The 18089-nt window shown below is 72.1% G+C and carries 14 protein-coding genes; 11 read left to right on the forward strand and 3 right to left on the reverse strand.

The genetic code is table 11. From position 1 onward, the window contains the following. A complete protein-coding gene (locus OWM54_RS03130; protein ID WP_223750109.1) occupies positions 1–1788 on the reverse strand; it encodes a sigma 54-interacting transcriptional regulator in 1788 nt (595 codons plus the stop codon). A gap of 132 nt (positions 1789–1920) precedes the next feature. Then, a complete protein-coding gene (locus OWM54_RS03135) occupies positions 1921–2526 on the reverse strand; it encodes a GNAT family N-acetyltransferase (RefSeq protein WP_267696581.1) in 606 nt (201 codons plus the stop codon). 460 nt (positions 2527–2986) lie between these two features. Here OWM54_RS03135 and OWM54_RS03140 point away from each other — a divergent pair, with 460 nt between their 5' ends. The 9 genes from OWM54_RS03140 to OWM54_RS03180 are packed head-to-tail and all read left to right on the forward strand — an operon-like array spanning position 2987 to position 13467. Continuing rightward, complete coding sequence (locus tag OWM54_RS03140; protein WP_267696582.1) at positions 2987–3691, forward strand: hypothetical protein; 705 nt, start codon at positions 2987–2989, stop codon at positions 3689–3691. A gap of 3 nt (positions 3692–3694) precedes the next feature. Continuing rightward, positions 3695–4489: a DUF4126 domain-containing protein gene (locus OWM54_RS03145; RefSeq protein ID WP_267696583.1), complete on the forward strand. Its 795-nt coding sequence runs from the start codon at positions 3695–3697 to the stop codon at positions 4487–4489. Positions 4490–4513: 24 nt separating this feature from the next. Next, complete coding sequence (locus OWM54_RS03150) at positions 4514–5140, forward strand: 4Fe-4S single cluster domain-containing protein (RefSeq protein WP_267696584.1); 627 nt, start codon at positions 4514–4516, stop codon at positions 5138–5140. Then, positions 5137–6222 (forward strand): hypothetical protein, encoded by a 1086-nt coding sequence (locus tag OWM54_RS03155; RefSeq protein WP_267696585.1) that lies wholly within the window; start codon positions 5137–5139, stop codon positions 6220–6222. Before OWM54_RS03150 ends, OWM54_RS03155 begins: the two co-directional genes overlap by 4 nt. Next, positions 6219–6785 (forward strand): hypothetical protein, encoded by a 567-nt coding sequence (locus tag OWM54_RS03160; RefSeq protein ID WP_223750115.1) that lies wholly within the window; start codon positions 6219–6221, stop codon positions 6783–6785. The genes OWM54_RS03155 and OWM54_RS03160 overlap by 4 nt, the downstream gene beginning before the upstream one ends. Beyond that, entirely contained in the window at positions 6782–8899 is a 2118-nt protein-coding gene (locus OWM54_RS03165) for an AAA family ATPase (protein WP_267696586.1), read from the forward strand. The genes OWM54_RS03160 and OWM54_RS03165 overlap by 4 nt, the downstream gene beginning before the upstream one ends. Further along, the gene (locus OWM54_RS03170) at positions 8892–9158 is read left to right on the forward strand and encodes a hypothetical protein (protein WP_046713159.1); all 267 of its coding nucleotides are present in this window, start codon (positions 8892–8894) and stop codon (positions 9156–9158) included. The genes OWM54_RS03165 and OWM54_RS03170 overlap by 8 nt, the downstream gene beginning before the upstream one ends. Then, entirely contained in the window at positions 9158–12424 is a 3267-nt protein-coding gene (locus OWM54_RS03175; protein WP_267696587.1) for a hypothetical protein, read from the forward strand. The genes OWM54_RS03170 and OWM54_RS03175 overlap by 1 nt, the downstream gene beginning before the upstream one ends. Then, positions 12421–13467, forward strand: a complete 1047-nt coding sequence (locus tag OWM54_RS03180; protein WP_267696588.1) for an AAA family ATPase — start codon at positions 12421–12423, stop codon at positions 13465–13467. Before OWM54_RS03175 ends, OWM54_RS03180 begins: the two co-directional genes overlap by 4 nt. Before the next feature lie 48 nt (positions 13468–13515). Here OWM54_RS03180 and OWM54_RS03185 read toward each other — a convergent pair whose 3' ends face one another. Next, complete coding sequence (locus OWM54_RS03185) at positions 13516–14988, reverse strand: hypothetical protein (protein ID WP_223784711.1); 1473 nt, start codon at positions 14986–14988, stop codon at positions 13516–13518. Between the two features lie 204 nt (positions 14989–15192). On the opposite strand from OWM54_RS03185, the gene OWM54_RS03190 reads away from it, so the two are divergent. Next, a complete protein-coding gene (locus tag OWM54_RS03190) occupies positions 15193–16683 on the forward strand; it encodes a hypothetical protein (protein ID WP_267696589.1) in 1491 nt (496 codons plus the stop codon). A 43-nt stretch (positions 16684–16726) separates the two neighbouring features. After that, entirely contained in the window at positions 16727–18085 is a 1359-nt protein-coding gene (locus tag OWM54_RS03195) for a WGR domain-containing protein (RefSeq protein WP_267696590.1), read from the forward strand. Positions 18086–18089: the final 4 nt, after the last annotated feature.

Below are 18089 nucleotides of genomic sequence, written 5' to 3' on the forward strand. Positions count from 1 at the left end.
TCAGTCCTGCTTCCACAGGCCGTGGCGCCGGGCCCGGCGGCCCAGCGTCACCGGGTCCATGCCCAGCGCCATGGCCGCGCGTCGGAGCACCCCGCCGTGGCGCTCGAGCGCCTCGCGGATGAGCTCACGCTCCACCCGCTCCAGTCGCGCGCGCAAGGAGCCGTCTCCCGCCAGTTCGTTCCGGGGCGGGGACGCGGACGCCAGGCTCGGCGGCAACAGCCGGCGCGACACCACCTCCCCCGGCCGCGACAGCAGCACGGCGCGCTCCAGCACGTTGCGCAGCTCGCGCACGTTGCCCGGCCACGGGTAGGCCCGCAGCATGTCCTCCACCTCCTGGGACATGCCGCTGGCCGAGCGGCGCAGGGTGCGGTTGAACAGGCCCAGGAAGTAGCGCGCCAGCTCCGGGATGTCCTCGGGCCGCTCGCGCAAGGGCGGGATGTCGATGGTGAAGCTGTTGAGCCGGTAGAACAGGTCCGCGCGGAAGCGCCCCGCGCGCACCTCCTCGCCCAGGTCCTTGTTGCTCGCGGCCAGCACCCGCACGTCCACGTGGCGCACCTGGGTGCCGCCCACCGGACGCACGTCGCCCGTCTCCAACACACGCAGGAGCTTCGCCTGCAGGTTGGGGGTGGTGTTCTCGATCTCATCCAGGAAGATGGTGCCGCCGTTGGCCAGGACGAACAGGCCCGGGTGGTCCGCCACCGCGCCGGTGAAGGCGCCCTTCACGTGGCCGAACAGCTCGCTCTCCAGCAGCGTCTCCGTGAGCGCGCCGCAGTCCTGGATGACCAGCGGGGCCTCGCCGCGCCCGCTGAGGCGGTGGACGATGCGCGAGAGCACCTCCTTGCCCGTGCCCGTCTCGCCCTGCAGCAGGACCGCCACGCGGTGCGGAGCGACCAGCCGCACCATCTCCATCACCCGCTGCATGGCGGCGCTGCGCAGGCCCACCTCCTCCTCACCCCGTGCCCCCGACACCGAGGGCAGGGCCTGCGACAGCGCGCGCTCACGCAGGAGGTTGCGCTCGAGCTCCAGCGCCATGCGCCACTGTTCGGTGCGCACGCCCCGCTCGCGGCCTGCCTGGAGCACGGCTTGGAGCACGGCCTCGGGAGGGGGAGACTCACCGAGCGCGCGGAAGACGAGCCCCGCGTTGAACAGGGCCACCAGTCGCTCGGGCGCGGCGGGCGCGCAGTAGATGATGCGCGAGGTCAGGTCGGAGGGTGGCCCCGCGGAGGACAGGTCCACGTCCTCGGCCGGCGTGCCCAGCCCCGCGACCAACGACAGCGCGCGCTCCTCGTCACGGCCGCAGACCAGCAGCGCCGCCGCGTCGCCACGGGCCAGGAGCGCCTGGGCCTCCTCGGCGCTCGACGCGAAGTGTGGCACCGCCTGGCCCTCGAGCGCTGCCCGCACGTCCTGGGCCTCCTCGTCGCTGGCGAACGCCACCACCACGTGGAGCCGCGCGGTGGCCAGATAGCGCGCCAGCTTCACCCCGTCCGAGTCCTCGAAGGCGTGGAAGAAGACGCCGAGCGCCGTCACCGGGCCGCCCGTCTCGTGCCGCCAGCGCACGTCGCCCCGGGCGCGGATGTGCTCGCCCGAGTCCGGCAGGGAGAAGGACAGCTCCACGGACTCGCCCTCGCACGGGCCTTCCTGCGGGCCGCGCGGCGTGGCGATGAGGCCGATGCCGGTCTCGCTGATGTTGACGGCCCAGCACCCAGGGAGCGCGGGCTGCGTCACCACCTTCACGTACAACGGCTTGCGTTCGCTTCGAGGGGCGTAGGCGGACACAGGCCGCGTCATGACGCCCGCAGTCTACTTCACGGATGAAGCCTTGCTGGGAAATTGCGGCGGCAGGGGAAAGACAATGTCGCCGTCCGGTCGTCGAGGGGCGGTGCGGGCGAGCCCGGTGGCGGGGTGAGGGTGGAAGCCGACTCAGGGCCGCTCGGGGTGGAGCAGCAGGCCCATGAGGAGGTCGTCGACCCAGACGCCCTCCTCGGTGCGGAGGAAGTCACGGCGCGTGCCCTCGAGGACGAAACCGAACGAGCGATACAGGGCCTGGGCGCGAGGGTTGTCGCCCCGGACCTGGAGCTCCACGCGGTGGATTCTGTCGCCGTTCACGTCGCGATGGGCGCGCAGCCACGCGAGCAGGTGATGCATCAGCGCGCGACCCACGCCCAGGCCCTGGGCGTCGGGGTGGACGCCGATGCCGAGCACGCCGCCGTGGCGCAGCATCCGGTAGCTCGGCCTCAGGAAGGAGGCCTCGCCCAGGAGCGCGCCTCCGGGTGCGGTGGCGACGAGTGGGAACGCGGTGCCGTCCTGACGGTGGAGCCCCCCGGCCTCACGTCGGGCGGTGAAGGCGGCCGCGTCCGCGGGCAGCTCGTCCGGCAGCTTCACCAGCCCCTCGCGAGCCTGGACGACGGCGCGCTCCAGTTCGAACAACGCGGGTCCATCCTCGGGCGTCGCCTCCCGGATGAGACAGGGACGACCCTCCTTCAGCGACAGCGACACGGGCGAAAAGCGCATCGGTGCATCCTTCATCGAGCAAGACTCCAGGGGGAGAGAAGACAGGGGGTCGCCTCACTCGGCAAGAGCACCCTCTCGAAAAGAGGCATGGCCATGGGATGACGAGATGACCGAGGGCACTTCTTCAAGCGCGACGACCGGAGAGACAGTCGACATGGGCTGGAGAGATAGCGCAGGCCCCCTTCAGCAGGAGCAGCCGCCGGGGGAGCATCGACCTGGAATGGCGAGGCAACAGGGCCGCCCCTCGTTCCGCACGCTCCACCCATGGAACGCCCCTCCTTCGACGAGAGCGCCGCTGATGACGAGCCTGTCGACACGGGCTGGCGAGACGGCAGGAAGGCCCCTCCCTCAGTGAGCACGCTCCCGGTAACGGACCTGTCGACATGGGAGGTCGCGACGGGGTGCGGAGACCGGACCTGACTCGCTCGCGGGTTCGGGGCATGATGCGCGCACGCAGATGAGGGGGAGTCCCATCTTGACGATGACCACCACCGCGAGCCCTCGCGGCGAGGAACACGAGCTCGCGCTGCTGCTCGGCGGACGCTGTCGGCGCTGCGCCGAGCGGATTCCGGGAGGCACCGCGCTGCGCGGCCGCCCCTGCCCTCGCTGTGCCGAGGCCACGCTGCCCAGCCCCGAGGACCGGGAGGTGCTCCACCAGCTCGCCACCCAGCGCGCCACGGTGCGCCTGAGCGTCGCGGTGGTGGGCGTCGCCGCAGCGGCCCTGGTGGCCAGCTGGGTGCCGCTGCTCACGTCGTGCCTCCTGGTCGCCGCGCTCGTGTGGCTTCGCGTGACGCTGGTGACCCCCGCGCTCCAGCTCCTCTCGCTCCAGCGCAAGCTCGTCGCACGCTGGACGCTGCGGCTGGCCGCGGGCTGCTTCGTGGCGCTGTCCGTCCTCCTGCTGGAGCTCCTGACGCTGGTGCCCGGCCTGGGCGCGCTGGCGAAGGTGGCGCTGAGCGCGGGACAGGTCGCCGTGGCGGGGCTCTTCGCGCGTCGCTACCTGGCGTGGCAGACCGGACGCGAAGCCCGGGGCGTGCCCGTCGCCTGGTGGGAGCTGGGGCTGCTCGTAGCGTGGATGCTCCTGCTACTCGCCTTCACCACGGCGTCGGTGCTGCTGGTGCTCTACGTGCTCCAGTCCCTGGGGTTCGTGAAGGAGTTCCTCGTCATGCCGGTGGGAGGCTGAGCGATGCTCACGTACGCCCTCGTCTCGCAGGCCATCGGCCTGAGCGGTGCTTCGGGGACTCGCGCGGGAGGCAGCCTGCTGCTGCTCGCGCTGGCCGCGCATGCGCAGTACCTCACGCTGCCTCCTGAGCTGACGTGGCTCGCCACGCCGCAGGCGCTCGGCGCCATGGTGGCCCTGCTCGCGTTCGAGATGTACACGCAGCGCGACAGCGACCTGCGCATGGTGCTCGGCCTCGCGCAGTTCGCGTTGAGCGCGGGCAGCGGCGCCACGGTGGCGCTCGCCTCCGTGGGCGTGGGCACCGAGAATCTCCCGCCCTGGGCCGTGGGCGCGGTGGGCGCCTTCGTCGCCGTGTCCACGCTGTCGCTGCGCCAGTGGCTGCACACGCGCGTGGACCAACTGGAGACGGAGGTCCTGCGCCCCCGGAAGTGGCTCCTGCGCATCGAGGACTGCTTCGGACTGGGACTCGCGGCGGTCGCCATCCTCTGGGCCCCGCTCGCCCTGGTGCTCGTCCTGCTGTTCACCCTGGCCTGCGCCGTGGCCGGCTGGTTCGCCTACCGGCTGGAGGCACGTGGCCGGCGCCCCTGCCCCGCCGGCTGTGGCGCGCGCATCCGACAGGAGGCCTCGCGCTGTCCGAAGTGTCACGCGGATGTGCCCGTCGCTCGGACGCTGGACCTGCGGCTCGCGGGCCGGATGCGGGACGCGCTCCAGAACGCGCTGGGCGCCGGGACTTCCGGTGTTTCCCACGCGGACCCGAGCGTCCGGCGCGGCGGCGGCAAGCTCCCCTCCCGACTGGGGTGATGCGCGGCCCGCGCCGTTCCTGGCATGCTGCGCCCCTCCGCCATGTCCTCGAGCCCGGACACGTCCTCGACCGGCCCGGTGCTCCGGGTCGCCCAGCAGGTTCCTCGCACCGAGGCGGAGGGCCCTGGCCGCCGCTTCGCGCTCTGGGTCCAGGGCTGTCCGCTGCGCTGCCCCGGCTGCTGCAATCCGGAGATGTTCGCGATGGAGCGCGGCACCGTCGTCACGGTGGAAGCCATGGCGGCCCGGGTGCTCGCGACGCCCGGCATCGAGGGCCTCACGATCCTGGGCGGTGAGCCCTTCTCCCAAGCAGACGCCGTGGCGGAGCTGTGTGAGCGCGTCCGCGCCGGCGGGCTCAGCACCCTCGTCTTCACCGGCTACACGCTGGCCGAGCTGAAGGCGCAGGGCCGCCCCGGAGTCGAGCGCCTGCTCGCCTCGCTGGACCTGCTGGTGGATGGGCGCTACGAGAAGGACCAGCCGGAGACGCGCCGGCGGTGGATCGGCTCTCGCAACCAGGTCATGCACTTCCTCACCCCGCGCTACGTCCCGGAGGACCCGACGTTCACCGCGCCGAACACGGCCGAGGTCCATCTCATCGAGGGGCGCATCATCGTCAACGGCTGGCCCGACCTCGCGGACCGACTGCGCCCATGACGCGCGTCTCGCCCTCCGAGCACCGGCTGCTCACGCTCGCGCGCGCCATCCTGGGCCAGGGCCCCTACGTGGCCGTGGAGGACTTGTTCCGGGGCAGTCACGTCTGCCCTCCCCAGCTCGGCCCCGCGGCGCTCTCCGCGCTGAGGGATTTGCTGTCCAAGGGCGCCGTGCTCGCCCTCGCGCGAATGGGCGGGGGTCGCAAGCGCCGTCACCTGCCCTCCACCTCCGGAACGACGCGGCTCTGGGAGCGACACCCGCCCCGCCCGCTCCACTTCTCCGCGCTCTGCTTCCACACCCTGCGCTGGCTGGTGGAGCAGCCGCTCACCGTCCCCGACCACCGCCCCCTGGACGTCGACGCGCCCCCGACACTCGCGGATGAGTTGCTCCTGTACCTGTGCTGCCGGATGCTCGCGGGGACCTCCTGCGCGCCGGCGCTGGGCAAGGAGCCACAGTTCCGCCGCTCCGCCCTGTGCCGGCTCGGGTTCCCCGACGTGTTCGCCTCCGTGTCCGATTCGCTCTCGGCCGACGACTTCGCGCCGCTGCTCGCCGAGGGTGGCTGGCTCCTGGAGGCCGTCCAGGACGAGCTGGCCCTGCGCTGGCGGAAGATGGAGGAGTCCAAGAGCCGGCGAATCGAACCCCGGGAGCTCGTCGAGCTGGGGGCCTCGCAGACGCGGGTGCTGGACGCCTTCTTCGATGCGCTGGACCGCGCGCGCCGAAGAGACCTCGCGAGCTTCCTGCTGGACGCGCTGCGCCCCCTCGTGGACCAGCCCGCGGCCCGCTGGGTGGCCCACCTGTCGCCGCGCGCGCCGCTGGGCGCGAAGGTCGAGGCACGCCGTGGCGCTGGCGCGGGATTGCGTGCCCTGGCCCGACTGGCGCGGTGGGACCAGGAGCACCGCGCGGTGCGCTTCTTCGACGATGACCACGATGACGCCCAGCTGCTGCTCTCCGAGTGGTCCTCTTTCGGCGACGCGGGCTTCCGGCTCGCGGCGGACCGGGAGCGAGAGCTGGGCTCGGACCTGATGGTTTCCTCCGAGGTCCCCGAGGACGGGGCCTCTTCGACTTTCACCGGGAGCGCCCCATGAGCCGCGCCTATCGCATCTCCGTCTCCGAGTCCCTCAACCGCATCGTCCACGCCGACGACGGCGTGTGCTCCAAGCTGGAGCTGTTGCCGCTGCTGTCGCGCGAGGAGACGGCGGGCCTGCTCGCCGCGGACCTCGCCGCGCGAGGCTTCGTCCAGGAAGGCGACGTGGCGGTGCGCACGGAGGCGGACGGCGTGCGCGTGGCCGTGGACGTCACCACCGGCGAGGTCAGCGTCACGCTCGCGGCCCAGCAGGAGGTGGAGCTGACGGCCGTGGGCGAGGTCCTCACCAATGCCCCCTCCGGCACCGAGGCCACGCAGAAGCTCGCCCGGGAGAAGGCACGCGCGAAGCTGGAGGACCGCGCCCAGGACGCCACGGAGGCGCTGCGCGAGGAGGTCACTCGCAAGCTGGAGGGCCGCCTGCGCGACCTCAAGGCGGAGCTGGACGCCATCTCCAACAAGGTGACGGCGGAGGCGCTCAAGGTGCGCGCCTCCCAGCTCGGCACGGTGGAGGAGATCCACGAGGACGCGGCGACGGGCTCGCTCACCATCAAGGTCCGCGTATGAGCCAGCGCATCCCCGAGGACTCGCTCCCCACGGAGCTGACGCCGTTCCAGGCGGTCGAGGCCGCGTACCCCGCGGAGCTGGAGCGCACGCGCGAGGCGCTCCTGCGCGGCCTTCCCGTCATGGTGGAGGCGGACAAGGAGCTGACGCCCTACTTCTACAAGTGCCTGCGAGACAGGCTGAAGAAGGACGGCAAGCAGTTCCTCTATCTGGACGGGCGCGCCGCCGCGGAGCCGCCTCCGGGCATGCCCGCGCCCAGCATGATGGCCACGCTCATCAGCCAGTTGCGGGACGCGGTGCGCGGCGCGGTGCGAGAGCGCATCGTCGTGCTGCCGCACCTCGACCTGCTCACCACCAGCAGCGGAGGGCTCACCTCCGAGGCACGCGAGGTGATTCCGCTGCTCTACGAGAACCCGGAGATGGTCTGGGTCGGCTTCAAGGACCCGTCCTTCCCGCTGCCTCGGGTCATCGAGAACCTGTTCCCGCACAAGGAGACCCTCCTCGGCGTGAGCCGCGAGCGGCTGCGCCACCTGGTCACCCAGCGCGAGTGCCGCAAGTTCGGCCGGGGCCTCCAGCCCTACGTGCTCTACAAGCACGTGTCCGGAGTGAACGCCGTCCGCCTGCGTCGGCTGCTCGGCGCCATCACCGGCGAGGACTATCCGAGCGACGCGCGGCCCGCGTACGCGCAGCTCCGCTCGGCCACGCTGAGCGGCTCGCTGAACGTGCCGGACCTGGACCTGCGGGCGGACATCGGCGGCTACACGCAGGTGAAGGACCGCCTCCAGCGCGAAATCCTCGACGTGCTCGCGCACAAGGACACGCTGTCGGACCCGGAGGCGGTGAAGCGTGTCGAGGGGCTGCTCCCGCGCGGGATGATCTTCTGGGGCCCGCCGGGCACGGGCAAGACGCTCTTCGCCAAGGCCATGGCGTCCTCGCTGGGCGCGGCGGTGCTCGTGGTGAGCGGCCCGGAGCTCAAGAGCCGCTGGGTGGGCGAGAGCGAGGAGAACCTCCGGCAGATCTTCGTCCGGGCCCGGCAGGCGGCGCCGAGCATCATCATCTTCGACGAGCTGGACTCGTTCGCCTCCGCGCGTGGGACCTATACGGGCTCCGGCGTGGAGCACTCGATGGTGAACCAGCTGCTCACGGAGATGGACGGCTTTCGCAAGGAGGAGCTCGTCTTCGTGGTGGGCACCACCAACTTCGTGGAGTCGCTGGACCCCGCGCTCCTGCGGCCGGGGCGCTTCGAGTTCCAGCTGTGCATCCCCTACCCCAACAACACGGACCGCCGGGCCATCCTGTCCATCTACAACGAGAAGCTGGCCCTGGGCATGACCGAGCGCGCGCTGGACTACGCGGTGAAGCGCACCGGAGACCGCGTCGAGGGCACGGGCACGCGCTTCTCCGGTGACCACATCCAGGCGCTGTGCCGCGCGCTCGCGCGACGCCGGCTGCGTGAAGGGGCCCAGCTGCCCACCGAGCCCGTGGACGTCGAGCGCGCCCTCACCGACTACCTGGACCGGCCCGCGCTCACGCCCACCGAGGAGCGCGTCGTCGCCACGCACGAGGCCGGCCACGCGGTGTGCGCGCTGTTCTGCCCCAGCGCTCCCGCCATCGACCGCATCAGCATCCGCGGTGACCTGGCGGGCACGCTCGGCTTCGTGCAGTACGCGGACCCCGCGCATCGCCACGTCGTCACCCGGGGGCAGCTGCTCGACAGCATCTGCATGCTCTTCGGCGGACGCGAGGCGGAGGCGCTGCTGCTCGAGGACCTGTCCATCGGCAGCGCGCATGATCTGGAGCGCGCAACGGAGATCGCCCGCGAGCTGGTGGAGGAATTGGGCATGGGCGGCGACGGCCTGCCCGTGCGCCGCTTCGACGCGCCGGGCAGGAACGCGGACCGACACGCGCTCTCCGATGCGACGCGCGGCACGCTGGAGGCGGCCACCCTGGAGGTGCTCGAGGTGCAGCGGGCCCGGGCGCGCGACATCCTGCGCCGCGAGAAGCCCCGCCTCGTCGCGCTGCGGGATTTGCTCCTGGAGCGCAAGGTGTTGGACCGCGAGGCATTCGTCCACCTGGCGCCCGAGGCGGCGCCCAAGAAGGAGCCGGCCCATGGCTAGTCTCATCCTCCGCCTGCTCGTCAATCCCCAGACGGGCCGCAAGGACGTCGTCATCCAGTACGAGAGCGACTCCGACGCGCTGCCCATGGAGCACGAGGACGAGCACCGCCGCCTCGTGGACCAGCTCATCGCCGGGGGCGCGTTGAAGGCGTCGGAGCTGGGCCAGGTCATCGTCCAGCGCGACACGCCGTCCGGCCAGGCCGCGAACCCCGAGTCCACGTCCGACGGCAACGCCGAGAAGGTGAGCCAGAAGGCCTGATGTCCACGCTCGTCTTTCCCACCCGGGAAGCGCTCCACCTCGCGCTGACCTCCCGGCTCGTCCCTCCCGAAGTCCAGGCCGCGCCGGCCCATCACCACACCCGCGCCGAGGGCCCGCTCTTCGTCACGCCCCACGCGCCGCTGCCGAAGGCCGCGCTCGCGGAGCTGGCCGCGTTCGGCGTCCGCGTCGACGCGAAGGCCCCTCGCGGTGAGGCCATGGTGCGCTGCTGGGCGGAGCTGCTGCCCACCCACCGCGTCCCGCTGGAGGGCGTGCTCCCCGGCACGGTGATGTTCCTGCCCACCGACGCGGACGGGCTGCTCGCGCTCGCGGGTGAGCTGCTGCGCCTGGGATGCGACCGACAGGAGCTCTGCTTCGCGAAGGGCGAGGCGGGCTCGCGGGCGCTGCTGCGCGCGGTGGCGCCTCCGTACTTCACGCTCACGGGCGCCCTCGACCGCGCGGGCGGGCTGCGCGCCTTCGTCCCCGCCGTCCCGGGTCAGACGTCCGTCTGGGTGGAGCTGGGGCATGTGCATCCGCTGGCGCGAACGCTCCAGCCCGCCGCCGGCAACGTGCTGCTCATCCCGGGCGAGGGCGCGTGGCTGACGGCCGCGGATGGCCCCTGGCTGGACCTGTACCAGCTCACGGACTTGCGGCTCCCGGAGCCCGCGCGGGCCTGGGAGCCCCTGCCCGCGCCCGGCCGGCTGTCCGTCCCGCTGCGCCTCACCCGCGCCGCGCGCACCGAGGCCGCGAGCCTCTGGGTGCTGCGAGAGAACGCCGTGGCCCAGGTGGAGTCACTCGTCCACACGCTGCCCGAGCCCGTGCTCGCGCAGCTCCGCTTCGCGGTGACGGGTCCACCGGACGCGCCCTGCATCATCCTGCGCGCGCGCGCCGGCCGGGAGCGACCTCCGGAGCTGGGCCTGTCCGCGCTGGCCTATGCGCCGCTGCCGCAGGTCGCGGAGCTGTACCTGCCGTGCGACGGACTGCTGGAGCCGCCCGTGCGCAAGGAGCGGCTGCGCGCGCTGCTCGTCCCCACGCCGGAGACGGTGACGTGGCTGCACCCCACGGGGGACGGAGGCTTCCGCGCCGAGCGCATCTGCGAGAAGGCCTTCCAGCCGCTCGAGACCTGGGTGGACTACGTGGTGGACGCGAGCGCCGTCGCGCTGGAGCCCTGGATGAAGGGCGCGACGTTCGACTTCGACGCCATCGAGCTCGCCGACGGGGAGTGGATTCCCGGCACCTCGCGCGCCCCGTCCGCGGAGAAGAAGCCCAAGGACGCGCAGCCCTCGCGGACGGAGCGCCGCGCCCATGACACCGCCGGGCCCGAGCCCGTCGCGGAGCCCTCGCGCAAGGCCTCGAAGAAGGCGGCCACGAAGGCCCCGAGCGCGCCGCTCGTCCCCCTCGCGCCCGAGCGACAGGGCGCGGCGGCCGAGGCGCTCGCCCGCGCGGAGAAGGACTTCCTCGCGCTGGACGTCCCGGCCGATGCCCCCGAGCGACAGGCGCTGTGGGTGCGCATGGCGGAGCTGCAGGTGCAGCTCGGACGCGCTCGCGAGGCGACCCTGTGCTGGACCCGCGCGCTGTGGAGCGCGACGGGCGATGAGGCCACCGAGCTGGCCGAGCGCTGGGCCCGCGCCGAGACTCGCAATGGCCAGCCCCCCGAGCAGCTGTTGACCCGGGACACGCCGTCGGAGGACGACGTCCGCGGCCTCGCGAGCGCGCTCGTGCACGCGGCGCGCGCATCGGGCGGGGCGACCTTCAGCGACGTCCCGACGGTCCAGCGCTGGCTGGACAAGCACGACACCGCGCTCGACGTGCGCACGCTGTGGCTGTCCCGCGCGGCGCTGGACAAGCTCGCGGGGGGAGATCCGCTGAGCCTCGCGAAGGCGGGAGACCGGGTGCAGGAGATGCTCCAGCGCGGCCTCTCCCTGTCGCGCGACGTGCCGCTCTTCCTGCGCGGAGGCACGGACGCGGCGCTGCTGCCCCGGCTGGCGACGCACCTGACGACGCTCCTGGACCGCTTCGAGCGCACCACGCGCCGACGCTCGTCGGTGGAAGCCCCCACCGCGCTCACCCAGGCCTATGTCCGCCTCGTCTTCGCCTGCGGCCTCGCACGGGTGGGCCAGCCGGAGCACGCGCGCACGCTGGTGGAGGCGGCCACGGCGGCGCTCTCCAAGTCGGACCCCATCCACGGCTTCCTCGTCCGGGCGTACGGCGCGCGCGTGACGCAGGCCATGGAGGGCGAGCCCCTGGAGACGCCGCTCCCCGCGGACATCGCCGCGGAGCTCAACGCGCTGGTCACCTTCCAGCGGTACAAGGTGGACCGGCTGCGCCAGGGCTCCGGACTGCTGGAGCCCAGCGAGCGACTGGACCCGGCGCGCGCCTTCGGACGCGGGACGCGCGACCTGCGTGGTGAGGAGTTCGCCGCGCTGCGAGACATCCGCGACCCGGAGGTCGTCGACCACGAGGTGCGCCAGCTCGTCCAGCGCGCCACCGGGGCGAAGCTGAACGCGGCCGAACGACAGCGGCTCATCGGCGGGCTGCTGGAGACGCTGCCCCGGCTCCCGATGGCGCGCGCGCTGCCGTTGATGGACTCGCTCGTGTCCGCGGTGGACACGCTGCCGGGCGAGGTGCAGGCGCGGCTGCTCGGAGACGCGCTCGCGCTGGCGGCGCTCTTCGGCCGGGTGGACCGCGCCACCACCTTCGCGGGACGCCTGCGCACCGTGCTGGCGGGCCTGCCGCCCGACTCCCACGCGTGGAGCGCGGGCATCCTGGAGGCGAGCCTGCGCGGTCTGCGTCGGGTGGGCCTGACGCGCGAGGCGGGCGACCTGGTGGAGGCGACGCGCGGCCTGCTGACGCAGCCCAAGACGCCGGTGGCCGCGCGACTCGGCGTCGCGTCCGGCATGGCCTTCGTCGGCCGCATGCAGGAGGCGCTGCCCGTGTTCGACGCCGCGTTCGAGGCGCTCGATGCGCTGAAGGGCACGCTCCCGGAGCGGCTGGCGCTGATGCGCAGCCTCGCGGGAGCGCTGTCCCATGCGCCCGCGGACCTGGCGCTGTCGGGCCTGGCGCGCCTGTCCGAGGTGCTGCCCCTGGTGACGGACAGCTACAACACCAACAGCCACTTCTGCCTCTCGGTGGTGGAGCTGGCGGACATGCTGGTGCTGGGACACGTGGAAGTGGCGCGCGGCTCGGGTGAGCGCGCGCGTGGTTGGTTGGATGAGGATGAGTTCCTGGTGCGACGACGCATCCATCAGGAGTTGGAGGAGCGTCTATGAGCAGTGTTCCCCGGCGTGAGGAGCCCGCCGCCGACCCCATCTCCGCGCTGACGTTCGATGCGCTGTCGCGCGAGGCCCAGGGGCTGAGAGACCGACTCAACCGCTTCCGTCAGGCGCTGGGGCGGCACTTCGTGGGCAAGCAGACCCTGGTGGACTTGATGACGGTGGCGGCGGTGGCCCAGGAGCCGCTGCTGCTCGTGGGCCCTCCGGGCACGGCCAAGTCGGACCTGGTGCTCAAGTTCCGCGAGGCGCTGCGCATCCCCTCCGAGGACTACTTCGAGTACCTGCTGACGCGCTTCACCGAGCCGTCGGAGGTGCTGGGCCCCATCGACATCAACCTGCTGCGACAGGGGCGCTACATCCGGCGCGAGGGCGGCAAGCTGCCCACCGCCCGGCTCGTCTTCCTGGACGAGGTCTTCAAGGCGAGCTCCGCCATCCTCAACGCGCTGCTCACGGTCATCAACGAGCGCAAGTTCTACCAGGACGGCGCGCCGCAGCCGGTGCGCCTCAAGGTGCTCTTCGCCGCCACCAACGAGCTGCCCGAGCACGCGGAGCTGGGCGCGCTCAAGGACCGCTTCTGCCTCAAGGCCGCGTGCCGGCCAGTGCAGGACCGCTACTTCCTGGAGCTGCTCGACTCGGGCCTGGAATCGCAGACGAACCGGGAGCTGAACCAGAAGCCCTGGGCGGAGGGGCACGCCACGCTGGAGGACGTGCTCAAGGCGCACCGCTACCTGACGCTGATGATGGGCCGCAAGGAGGCCGGGCCGGATGGACGCGAGCTGAGAGACCGCGACCTGTTCTTCCGCGACGAGCTCTTGCGTGAGTTCCGCCGCGTGGTGCAGACGCTGACGCGCGAGGACGGCGTGTTCATCAGCGACCGCAAGCTCGTGAAGCTCTACCGGCTCCTGCGCACGCGCGCGTGGATCTTCCACGGCGGCGCGGTGGAGCGGCAGGACCTCCAGCTCCTCTCCTACCTGGGAGAGACGCGAGAGGAGATCGACCTGCTCGAGGAGAAGGTGCCCCGGCTGCTCGGCCTGACGTGAGCACGGCGGGAGCGGAAGGCGCCCTGCCCTCCGCTCCCGTCCCTTCGGCTACGGCGTGCAGCTCACGTTCGAGGGCATGGCCCAGAGCTGGTGGTAGCCCGTGTCATCCCTCGCGCCGAAGTAGATGCGGTTGCCCACCCGGGCGAACGCGGTCGCCAGATGCGTGCGCGACGGGCTCGTGGTGATTTCGGACGAGGTCTCGTCGGTGCCGTAGGACACCCACGGCACCGCGAAGGAGCCCTCGCCGCCCGCGGTGAACACCACCCCGCCATTGTCCGCGGCGATGAGCGGAGACCAGTACTCGTCGGAGGTGCTCAGCGCCGCGGGAACCCGCCGCGTCGTCGCGGCCGTCCCCTGCGTCACCCACAGCCACACCCTGCGCGGCGCCGGACCCGACGTCCCGATGGCGACGGAGAAGTAGAGCGTGTCCCCCGAACGCACGACGCCCTGGACGTAGGTCCCCGCATCCGGGTCATTCCCCCATGGGTTCTCCAACTGGGTGACGTTCGCCTTCCCGCCCCCCGCCAGCGACACGCTGGAGAGCGTCATGATGGGCAGGTAGGCGCTGTCCACCAGGTACACCGAGCCGCCCAGCGAGCCGAGCATCAGCATGCGCTTGCCGAAGGTCTCCAGCCGCACCGTTCCCGCGGCCGTCCCGTCCGTCTTCCAGACCTCCGTGTTGCCGCCATCCAGCAGGGTGAACAGCCCCACGGCGCCATCCTGCGTGGTGCCCACGTCCATCACGGGGACCTGTCCGGCATCCAGCTTCTTGACGAAGACCGTTCCGCCCGCGGTGCCATCCGTGCGCCACAGCGACGTGCCGTCCGTCGCATTGGACATGAAGAAGAAGTGCGCGCTCGTGGTCCGCACGTATCTCTCAGACAGCGTGCTCAGCACGCCCAGGTTCACCTCCATCCGCGTGCCGGGCTCCGTGCCATCCGTGCGCCACAGCTCCACCTGCGTCCGGGGCGGCGTGAGCACCTGCCGGGTGCGGAAGAACGACGCGCTGTTGCCCCACACGGAGACCTGCGACATCGCCGTGCCCTCCGGCCCGGGTGTCACGTCCTTCAGCAGCCGCGTGCCAACCTCCGTCCCGTCCGACACCCACGGCTCGCGGCCCGACTCCGGCGTGTAGACGGTGAACAGCAGCTTGTCGCCGAGCGGCGCCCGGGTGGACAACGCGCGCTCGGGCCACATCGCGGAGAAGGCGCGGACCTGCACGGTGCTGCCCTCGGTGCCCTGCGTGCGCCACAGCACGGAGGCGCCGTCGGGGTAGTTCACGGTGAAGTACGTCGTGCCCTGCACGCCCAGGAAGCCGAAGGGCGACAGCCCCGCGAACGGCGGAGGCTCGGGCGTCCCTGGGGGAATGACGACCTTCACCCGCTGCGCGCCACCGGTCGGGCATGACGGTGCCAGCAGCGGCGCTTCCGCCGTGCTCACGGGACTCTCCGCCCTCGCCTCCGGTCCTCCGCAGCCCAGGGCCCCCAGCAACATCACCGCCCAGCCAGACTTCGCGCGCATGTGGCCTCCTCTCCCGCGAGGGAGCAAGGAAGCGAGGGTGGGAACCGACCCTGGGCTGGACAACTGCCCCGAAGTCGCAGGGGCCTGTCCGCGTCGAGACAGGGACCGCTCCTCCGGTCCCCTGCCGAAACCACGGCGCCTGGGCGCCGCGCACCGACACGCCCCTGCATCCGCCCCCAGCGGGAAGTGATACATGGTGGACGCATGGGAGTCCCCGAGCCGCGAGCCCCCCAGGACCTGGAACGCTGGTTGTGCGCGGGGCTCTGCCTCTCACGGCAGGAGGGGCTCGACGCGGAGGCGCTCGCCGCGAGCATCCCCGGGCTGAGGGCCATGCTCGAGGAGGCCCCCACGCTCCCGCCGCCCGCGCTCATCGCCGACCTGGGGCGGCTCGTCTCGGGGCAACCTCCCGCACCCTCCCTCCCCATCCCGGACACCCTGCCCCGCCTGCGCGACGCCGTGCGGGCCTACGACGACCACGTCCTCGCGCGCCTGGCCGCCGAGCCCACCCTGGAGGCCGTGTCCGCCGCGCTGGCCCGCGTGCCCCAGGCCCTGCGGCCCAAGGGCCTGGCCTTCCTCGTCGGCCGCGTGCTCACGCGCATGGGCTTCACCTCGGGCACGCCCGTCAGCCCCGCGCTGGCGCGGCGCATCCTCGAGAAGCCACCGGGTGAACTGTTGCAATCGGGATACGGCGCCCTGCGCGAGCGGGACTCCGCGCTCGAGTCGCTCGCCCGGGGCTACGAGGCGCTGGCCACCGGGGCGCGTCGCGCCAGCGCCCTGCTCGGCGACGCCGAGGTCTTCACGCTGGAGAACCTGGAGCACCTGAAGGGCAAGGCACAGCGCCTGGCGTTGGAGCAGGCCGTGGAGGCCGCCGAGTCCCTGTCGCGCACGCTGCCGCCGCGTCTGCGCGCGCGCGCCGTCTCGCAGGGCCCCGCGCCCACCGCGCTGGAGGACGAGGCCGCGTTCCCGCAAGGAGGCTTCTCGTCGGTCTCCAACGTGGGCAGCCTGGAGAACCTGGTCACCTCCGAGCTCGTCTACATGGAGGACGAGCCCACGCTCGACTTGTTCGACGTGCGCTACGTCGAGGGCGAGCTGCTCTACTACACGCGCGACGAGAGCCTCGCGGTGCGCCGCCGTCGGGTGCTCGTGTTCCTGCTGCCCGTGAGCCTCGCGGACGCGCGCGTGAAGGACAGCGGCGTGAGCTGGCAGCGCGCCGTGCTGGCCCTGGGGCTGGTGCTCTGCCTGGTGCGGCGGCTCTCCGTGTGGCTCGGAGACCAGGACCTGCGCTTCCAGGTCGCCTTCCCCTGGGAGGGACAGGGCCCCCACCCGCTCGAGGCCGAGCGCGGCTTGTGCGAGCTGCTCCTGCGCGAGTGGCGCGCCCGCGGCACGGTTGAGATTCTCACGCCGCGAGACAATGAGCAGGTGTTGGAGCAGGTGCGCGTCGACGCGAAGCGGGCACGCGTGGACGTGCTGTGGCTCGACGCGGTCCGTCAGTCGCCGCTCGACACGCGCGGGTTGCCCACGCACGTGAGCGTGCACCGGGTGGACCTGAGCGGACCGAGCCCCCGGGTGCAGACGTCTCGACCGGGTGTCCCCGCGCAGGGAATTCCGGAAGACGGGCGGGAAGGGCGCGCGCCCGAGACGCCCTGGGAAGCCTGGATGGGCGCGACGCTTGAGCTTGCGCGAGGGCTTCTCTAGCTTCCGGTCGGACGCGCCACGCTCGGCGCAGGAGAGGACGGCCATGCCGCGGTACGAGTTCAAGGAAGGCAGCTCCAGCAAGTTCTGGGAGATCAAGCTCGAGGGCGACTCCTTCACCACGCGTTGGGGCCGCATCGGCACCGACGGCCAGGAGAAGACGCAGTCGTTCGACTCCGACGAGAAGGCCCAGAAGGAGTACGACAAGCTCGTCCGTGAGAAGGAGAAGAAGGGCTACGAGCTGGTGGGCGACGGCGAGGGCGGCGACGACGACGACGAGGGCGAGGCCGTCGAGGGCAAGTCGAACCCGGAGCTCGAGGCCGCCATCCAGAAGGACCCGGACAACGTCGACGCGTACCTCGTCTATGGCGACTGGCTCCAGGCTCAGGGCGACCCGCGCGGCGAGCTCATCGCGCTGCAGCACGCGCTCTCCAAGGCGTCCGGCGCCGAGGCCACCGCGCTCAAGAAGCAGGTGTCCGCGCACATCAAGAAGCACAAGGCACTGCTGCTCGGCGCCATGGCGAAGGGTTGGAGCGACGAGGAGATCACCCTCGAGTGGCACCTGGGCTTCATCCGCTCGGCGCGCCTGGGCCGCAAGGAGTACGACTCCGAGTTCGACGTGGGCGAGGGCGTCAAGACGCTGCTGACGCACCCGTCGGGGCGCTTCCTGCGCTCGCTCGCGGTGGGCATCGTCGACGCCTCGGATGGCGAGAACAGCTACGAGCCCGTCCTGGAGGCCCTGCAGGAGGCGCCCCCCAAGGGGCTCGAGCACCTGTTCCTGGGCGACTTCGAGTACCCGGACGAGACCGAGATCTCCTGGTCCTACGTGAACGACGTCTCGGCGCTCTACAAGCTGGTGCCGAACCTGCGCTCGCTGCGGCTGCGCGGCGCGGGCGCGGACCTGGGCGACATCGACCTGCCGGAGCTGCGCGAGTTCACCATCGAGACGGGCGGCCTGCCGCTGGGCGCGGTGAAGTCCATCGCCAGCGCGAAGTGGCCCAAGCTGGAGAAGCTGGAGGTGTGGTTCGGCCAGGACAGCTACGGCGCCGAGGGCGGCGTGGCGGACATCCAGCCCATCCTCGACGGCAAGGGCCTGTCGAACCTCAAGGTGCTGGGCCTGCGCAACTCGGAGTTCACCAATGACCTGGTCAAGGTGCTGCCGACCGCGAAGGTGCTCCCCCAGCTTGAGAAGCTGGACCTGTCCATGGGCTGTCTGACGGACGAGGGCGCGAAGACGCTCGCGGAGAACGCGGCGGCCTTCAAGCACCTCAAGCACCTGGACCTGACGGAGAACACGCTCACCGACGCGGGGGCGAAGCTGGTGGCGAAGCTCGCCGGCACCGTGGCCGCGGGCAACCAGCGCGATTACGACCCCGAGTACCACTACGCCGCGGTGGGCGAGTAGTCCT

The sequence above is a fragment of the Myxococcus sp. MISCRS1 genome (assembly GCF_026626605.1).
Taxonomy (GTDB): domain Bacteria; phylum Myxococcota; class Myxococcia; order Myxococcales; family Myxococcaceae; genus Myxococcus; species Myxococcus fulvus.

Coding starts and splice junctions, on each gene's coding strand:
- OWM54_RS03195 (WP_267696590.1), top strand. CDS start 16,727: ATGCCGCGGTACGAGTTCAAGGAAGGCAGCTCCAGCAAGTTCTGGGAG.
- OWM54_RS03165 (WP_267696586.1), top strand. CDS start 6,782: ATGAGCCAGCGCATCCCCGAGGACTCGCTCCCCACGGAGCTGACGCCG.
- OWM54_RS03160 (WP_223750115.1), top strand. CDS start 6,219: ATGAGCCGCGCCTATCGCATCTCCGTCTCCGAGTCCCTCAACCGCATC.
- OWM54_RS03150 (WP_267696584.1), top strand. CDS start 4,514: ATGCTGCGCCCCTCCGCCATGTCCTCGAGCCCGGACACGTCCTCGACC.
- OWM54_RS03175 (WP_267696587.1), top strand. CDS start 9,158: ATGTCCACGCTCGTCTTTCCCACCCGGGAAGCGCTCCACCTCGCGCTG.
- OWM54_RS03155 (WP_267696585.1), top strand. CDS start 5,137: ATGACGCGCGTCTCGCCCTCCGAGCACCGGCTGCTCACGCTCGCGCGC.
- OWM54_RS03180 (WP_267696588.1), top strand. CDS start 12,421: ATGAGCAGTGTTCCCCGGCGTGAGGAGCCCGCCGCCGACCCCATCTCC.
- OWM54_RS03130 (WP_223750109.1), bottom strand. CDS start 1,788: ATGACGCGGCCTGTGTCCGCCTACGCCCCTCGAAGCGAACGCAAGCCG.
- OWM54_RS03190 (WP_267696589.1), top strand. CDS start 15,193: ATGGGAGTCCCCGAGCCGCGAGCCCCCCAGGACCTGGAACGCTGGTTG.
- OWM54_RS03135 (WP_267696581.1), bottom strand. CDS start 2,526: ATGAAGGATGCACCGATGCGCTTTTCGCCCGTGTCGCTGTCGCTGAAG.
- OWM54_RS03170 (WP_046713159.1), top strand. CDS start 8,892: ATGGCTAGTCTCATCCTCCGCCTGCTCGTCAATCCCCAGACGGGCCGC.
- OWM54_RS03145 (WP_267696583.1), top strand. CDS start 3,695: ATGCTCACGTACGCCCTCGTCTCGCAGGCCATCGGCCTGAGCGGTGCT.
- OWM54_RS03185 (WP_223784711.1), bottom strand. CDS start 14,988: ATGCGCGCGAAGTCTGGCTGGGCGGTGATGTTGCTGGGGGCCCTGGGC.